This window comes from Paenibacillus xylanilyticus, from assembly GCF_013359935.1.
Lineage (GTDB): Bacteria > Bacillota > Bacilli > Paenibacillales > Paenibacillaceae > Paenibacillus > Paenibacillus xylanilyticus.
In genome coordinates this window covers 43,932-50,076 of the sequence record NZ_JABMCB010000132.1, presented here as the reverse complement: position 1 = coordinate 50,076, position 6,145 = coordinate 43,932, and the positions used below count along the sequence as shown (strand labels likewise).

At 47.6% G+C, this 6,145-nt stretch carries 7 protein-coding genes and 1 other RNA gene; all 8 read right to left on the bottom strand.

Going from position 1 to position 6,145, the window contains the following annotated elements; all coding sequences use genetic code 11:
• Positions 1–409: 409 nt before the first annotated feature.
• Positions 410–679 carry a pro-sigmaK processing inhibitor BofA family protein gene (locus HP552_RS02970; protein WP_175394170.1) on the bottom strand — a complete coding sequence of 90 codons (270 nt, stop codon included), beginning with the start codon at positions 677–679 and terminating at the stop codon, positions 410–412.
• A gap of 30 nt (positions 680–709) precedes the next feature.
• A complete protein-coding gene (locus HP552_RS02965; RefSeq protein WP_175394169.1) occupies positions 710–985 on the bottom strand; it encodes a DUF2508 family protein in 276 nt (91 codons plus the stop codon).
• Positions 986–1,199: 214 nt separating this feature from the next.
• Positions 1,200–1,799, bottom strand: coding sequence for a recombination mediator RecR (gene recR, locus HP552_RS02960; protein WP_175394168.1), 600 nt, complete (start codon positions 1,797–1,799; stop codon positions 1,200–1,202).
• 34 nt (positions 1,800–1,833) lie between these two features.
• Entirely contained in the window at positions 1,834–2,145 is a 312-nt protein-coding gene (locus HP552_RS02955; protein ID WP_095293487.1) for a YbaB/EbfC family nucleoid-associated protein, read from the bottom strand.
• A 49-nt stretch (positions 2,146–2,194) separates the two neighbouring features.
• Entirely contained in the window at positions 2,195–3,949 is a 1,755-nt protein-coding gene (dnaX, locus tag HP552_RS02950) for a DNA polymerase III subunit gamma/tau (protein ID WP_175394167.1), read from the bottom strand.
• A 173-nt stretch (positions 3,950–4,122) separates the two neighbouring features.
• Positions 4,123–4,390: signal recognition particle sRNA large type (gene ffs / locus HP552_RS02945), an RNA gene on the bottom strand.
• A 137-nt stretch (positions 4,391–4,527) separates the two neighbouring features.
• Positions 4,528–4,725 carry a 50S ribosomal protein L31 gene (rpmE, locus tag HP552_RS02940; protein WP_175394166.1) on the bottom strand — a complete coding sequence of 66 codons (198 nt, stop codon included), beginning with the start codon at positions 4,723–4,725 and terminating at the stop codon, positions 4,528–4,530.
• Between the two features lie 103 nt (positions 4,726–4,828).
• The gene (locus tag HP552_RS02935; RefSeq protein ID WP_175394165.1) at positions 4,829–6,103 is read right to left on the bottom strand and encodes a radical SAM family protein; all 1,275 of its coding nucleotides are present in this window, start codon (positions 6,101–6,103) and stop codon (positions 4,829–4,831) included.
• Positions 6,104–6,145 lie beyond the last annotated feature (42 nt).

The following is a 6,145-nucleotide window of genomic DNA, read 5'->3' as shown; positions in this document are numbered from 1 at the left end:
GTATTAGGCATGCCGCCAGCGTTCGTCCTGAGCCAGGATCAAACTCTCCAATAAAGTATTGAAAAGAGCGATTAGCTCATTTTGAATCTGACGAGATTAAAAATCTCAATTGTGCTTCGGTTTTCATACAGCCAGATGGCATGTACCAAAAACCTTCACGTTCATCCTGCAAGCAGGATGATTACTCACTCGTTGTTCAGTTTTCAAAGATCAAACTTCGTTCTTTGTCGTCACTATTTTCTCTCAGCGGCGACTTTTATAATATACCATACTTCGTTTGTTTTCGTCAAGCTTTTTTTGAAGTTTTTTTTTGAAGTTATTATTAAACTTCGTTTTGTCTTCAAACGCTCTTGACCAAGCAAGCAAAGCAACGAGATATAATGTACCACAGATTCAATTCCAGAGTCAACTACCCGAATAAAGAAATTTTCAAGCCCAGCAGCAGCCCCACTCCCGGCAAACCCAAAATACTCACAGTACCGATTGTGGCAGGGTTCAGTGGTATATATGCACCAGTGATCCAACCCGAGTAATTAACAACATAGATGCCAATCGCAGCCAGAGCGAGATGTATCCCGAATGACGTGAGCCATGACAACCCGATTCGTTTCCGGAACAAGATAACTACCAGCGCCAGCAACGAAGCTACAAGCACACTCCCTAAGATCACACTTTTCATAGTTCATACCCCCTTCTCGTATTCCTCTCGTCACACACTCATGCCTCGGTCCATTACAGGCGACTTTTTCATCCCTGCCCGTTTGGCCCGTTTCAGATGGATCTGGTACTTACGCTCAGCCGCTTCCAGAACAAATATCGCATAATCAATCTCATCTTTCCCCTGGGCCTCTTCAAACTGCCTCACTGCGCGCTCCCATTCCGCTTTGGCCTTTTCAATCTCCAGATAGATCTGCTCTTCTTCCATCTCCTTCTGTAATTGAGTACGTCTCTCCACCGAGTTTCTTGCATTTTTCCAGAAAAACATAAGCTCTTCCCCCTTTGATTCAGCACGACATATTCTCATACTTATCAAGGAAAGGACAAACTTAGAACTATGAGCCATATAAAATCCGAAGCAAATCTATTTCACAACCAATTAAAAAAGAGAGCCTCTCGGCTCTCCTGCTAAACGTATTCCACTCTCCATCAAACAACTTCCTATTAAACCTGTATGGTCACCTAAATCCCGCTACGCACCCTTATCGGATCTCTCTGCGGCCTTCCAACGCCTTCGACAGTGTCACTTCATCCGCATACTCCAGGTCTCCCCCTACAGGCAGTCCATGGGCTATCCGGGTTACCGTAATTTCAAATGGACGAACCAGGCGCGATATATACATCGCCGTAGCCTCACCCTCGATATTTGGATTCGTTGCAAGGATCAATTCCTGTACCCGTTCATCACTCAGCCTGGTCAAAAGCTCTTTCAAGCGGATATCGTCTGGGCCAATTCCCTCCATCGGAGAAATGGCACCTTGCAATACATGATAGTACCCGTCAAATTCCTTGGTACGCTCCATCGCGACAAGATCCTTGGAGTCCTGAACTACACAGATAACCGAAGCATCCCTGGACTTATCCTGACAAATACGGCACGGATCAGTATCCGTAATATTACAGCACACCGAGCAGTAATGAAGGTTACGCTTCACACTGACGAGCGCTTTGGCAAAATCAATAACGTCATCTTCCTTCATGTTAAGCACATGAAAGGCTAGTCGCGCAGCTGTCTTGGGGCCAATACCCGGCAATCGGGTAAAAGCATCAATCAGCTTTGCTATCGGTTCGGGATAATACAATCGATTGCGTCTCCTTTGACAGGATCAATTTTAATTAAAACAATCCCGGAATTTTCATGCCACCTGTGAATTTGCCCATGTCCTGGTTAGCAATTTCATCAGCTTTGCTCATTGCATCATTCACTGCCGTCATAACGAGATCCTGAAGCATTTCTACATCTTCCGGATCTACTGCCTCAGGTTTGATCGTGATGGACAGCAATTTTTTATGTCCGTTAACCTCAGCCGTTACTACACCGCCACCAGAAGTACCTTGGACTGTTTTGTCCGCCAATTCCTCTTGTGCCTTCAGCATTTGCTCCTGCATTTTCTTCACTTGTTTCATCATTTGGTTCATGTTGTTCATGATTATTCATCTCCTTTGTAATAGTTATAACGCTATGCGCTTGATATATCTATTCCTTGATCACTACAAGATCTTCACCGAAGAGCTGGATGGCTTCATCAATCCAAGGCTGCTTACTGCCTGAACCGCCGTCTTCATGCTCAGGTTCAAGCTTAAAGTCCTCCTTTGGCGCTTCAGTAGCTCCTTCCATTGCTCCTGTCCAATCCTTGAGCATCATTGTCACCAGACGCGCTGAACGTCCGAGTTGTTCGGACAATACACGCTCAATCACTTCACGATTGGCCTGCTTCTCTGTCGTTTCACGGTGAATATTATTCTTAAATGCAACCAATACGTTGTCTTCCAGCACAGAAACCGGCTCACCATCCATAAACCAAGCATGGACTGTAACCTTCTCCTCTTTTACACGCTGCAAGATCTGGCTCCATTTTTTGCTGACCTCCATGAATTCAGGAGATCCTTTGCGCGCAACGTATTGATCCAGCTGTGCAGGCAACTTTGCCGGAGAATTGCCTCGCGATACCGGAGCTCGCGTTGCCGGACGAGATGGGCCACTTGGTGCAGCCTCTCCTCCAGACAAACCACTCTTCAGAGCACGATCCAGTTTCTTCTCCAACTCAACAAGCTGTTGTTTCAAACGGTTAATCTCCCCGCTGTCAGCCTGTGAAGTCGCAGCTGTACCTACCGAGGCAGAAGTCTGACCTGATGCCTCTCCCTGCGCAGGTATGCTGCACAGTTTGAGGAGAGCGACCTCAAATAGCGTTTGCGGCTGTACTGCATATTTCATTTCACTCTGATATCGATTAAGCGTATCAATCATCTGGAACAGCTGCTCCTTCGTGAATGATTCTGCCATATCGCGGAACGACTCCGGATTAAGCACCCGATCGGTCAGCTTATCTGCATCCGGCACCATCTTGATCATAAGCAAATCGCGGAAGTAATACAGCAAATTTTCCATGCATTTATCTGCGCTCTTGCCTTCATGCATAAATCCTTCGATCATCTGCAAAATATGTCCGACATCACCCTTGAGCAGCGAAGCAGCGAGCTTTGCAAATTGCTCTGAAGGGATTCCTCCGGTCATATCCATGACCTGTTGGTACGTTACCCTTCCATCTGTGAAGGAAGAGATCTGGTCCAGCACACTGAGCGCATCCCGCATCCCTCCGTCAGACAGACGAGCAATGTATTGGAGCGCATCCTGATCAGCCTCCATGCCCTCCTGCTCACAGATCAGCGTGAGGCGGGCCGTCTGCTCTTCCAGAGAAACCCGGCGAAAATCAAATCGCTGGCATCTGGAAATAATGGTAGCCGGAAGGCGATGTGGTTCGGTCGTTGCCAAAATAAACATTACATGCGGAGGCGGTTCCTCCAATGTTTTGAGCAAAGCGTTGAACGCTTCTGTTGTTAACATGTGTACTTCATCAATAATATAGACTTTTTGCCGCACTTCGGTCGGGGCATATTTAACCTTTTCGCGAAGATCACGGATCTCTTCAACACCCCGGTTGGATGCAGCATCAATCTCCTGCACATCCATTACAGCACCAGTCGTAATCCTACGGCAAGCTTCACATTCGTTACAAGGCTCAGGCGCAGGCCCGCGTTCGCAGTTTACAGCTTTGGCCAAAATCTTGGCGGCACTTGTCTTCCCTGTTCCTCTGGGCCCGTTAAACAAGTAGGCGTGGGAAGTCCGCTGTTCACGAATCGCGTTCTGCAAGGTCTGAATAATATGCTGTTGTCCCACCATATCTTGAAACGACTGGGGACGCCAAGCCCGGTATAACGCGATATGCTCCATGATGCGTTACCTTCCTTCCACTTCGCATTCGAGTCCTTTGTCGTTCCCCCATTATACTATATTCCGGGGTGATTCCAAACTTTATCTGACCCATCATGCGCGGTTTTTTTGTACATATCAAAAAGACCTCTGCATACATACAACTGCAAAGGTCTCTACATTCAAATGGTAAGCCGTGCACCTGCTATCGATAATTGCGATCCAAGTGGCACCCCTGAACAACGGCTCAGGCTAGGCAACCCTCCGGCACAAGAGTGATCTCACTTATGGCTGCTTCCTTCCGGACCTGACCAGGTTCATGAGTACTCATTGCGGAGGACCCAACCGTCAACACCACGTTCAGGGACCAAACCTCACATCGACAATACCTCTAGCAGGAATTCAACCTCGCTATAGCGGATTGCGAGTTACAGGGCACCGCTACCTCCCCATCTAGCACGGTAAGAAATAGTATAACGTAAGGTTATCCAAATTGCAACCAGCTGCGAGCTGGAACCTTTATCCCTATATAAAAACCCCTGCCAAAGGCAGGGGTGGCTTGGATGCAATTAGCAGACAATTCCCGGGGAATTGCTGAATTAGATTCCGTATTTTTTCTTGAAACGATCGACACGGCCGCCAGCATCGATAAACTTCTGTTTACCGGTGAAGAACGGGTGGCACGCGGAGCAAATCTCTACACGAAGTCCGTCTTTAACCGAACCAGTTTCAAAAGTATTCCCGCAAGCGCAGGTTACTTGACCAATCGTGTATTTAGGATGAATTGCTGCTTTCATTACCTTTCACCTCTTTCCGCCCTGAGCCTCAAGCGGACCCAGAGTAAATGGCACAACTTCAGAGATTATAACACGGCCTAATGCCGGTTGCAATCCATTATTATCAAGAGGTGATTAGGCGTTTGGGACGTGCCATTCCGGCTGGCGGAACGTGGGTATACGAGCCAATAACAACATCAGGCAGCTCTTCTTCAAAGATTTCAATCATCTGCTTCATTCCCAAAATATCGCCTTGAGCTGGAGGAATCAATTCCAGGTAGCTCTCCGGGTCGATATTCAGATTACGCATTTGAATCAAACGCAGGTCTGTTCTGCGGGCAAACTCGATCATCGCTTCAATCTCTTCCTCACGATCCGTAACACCCGGGAAGATCAAATAGTTAATGGATGTATACACACCCTGTTGAGCCGCATACTTCATCGACTTCTCCACATTGGCAAGCGTATATCCGCGCGGTTTGTAGTATGCATTATAGTGGTCATCGAGTGCACTTATGGTGCTTACACGCATCAAGTCGAGACCAGCATCCACGATACCCCGGATGTGATCATTCAAACCAGCGTTGGTATTAATGTTGATATACCCCATGTCCGTGATCGAACGCACTTCACGAATCGCTTCAATTATCAATTTGGCTTGAGTTGAAGGCTCACCTTCACACCCCTGTCCAAAGCTGATAATGGACTCCGGCGTTTTCAGATGCTCCAGCATAACCTCAACAATCTCGTCCACACGTGGCCGGAAGTTCATCCGAGTCTGCGGGGAAACAAAGCCACTGTCATCCGGCTGTTCGGAAATGCACCCAAAGCAGCCTGCATTACAGGAATACGATACAGGGACTCCGCCTTCCCAACGATTCAGGAACGTATTGGATGATGTCAGACACTCATACCCAAGCGCACAGTTGGACAAATGAGTGTACAGGCGGTTTTCAGGATACTGTTCCGTCAGACGCTTAACTCCGGCACGCACATCATCGCGATCACAGTTCAACGGATTCCATTGATCCGGATGATCGGACATACGGGCAGTGACGTAGAATGCGTCATCTTTCCACACGACAGCCGAATACCCGAACAATGGGAGCTTGTACTCTTTGTCTGTTTTCACATAACCCGGCAAACACAGCCGAGTGAAGCCTTGCGGAAGCAAAGCTCCTACGGCCTGCGTGTCACTCGGGAGAGGCATCATTTCGCCGGTATCCGGATCCATCCCGATGGGACGAGTGCTTGGTAATCCAACAAGTGTTGCACCTTCTGGTAGAGGAATAAGTTCATCCTCCATAATTTCAACGATCATATCTCCACTACGGGCAAGCCCATACAGCGATGGATGATCAAATACATTGCCTTTTTCATCTGCGTATACTAAATACATGATGTTCTCCTCACATCTAATGGGTTAAACCGAACGACGAGT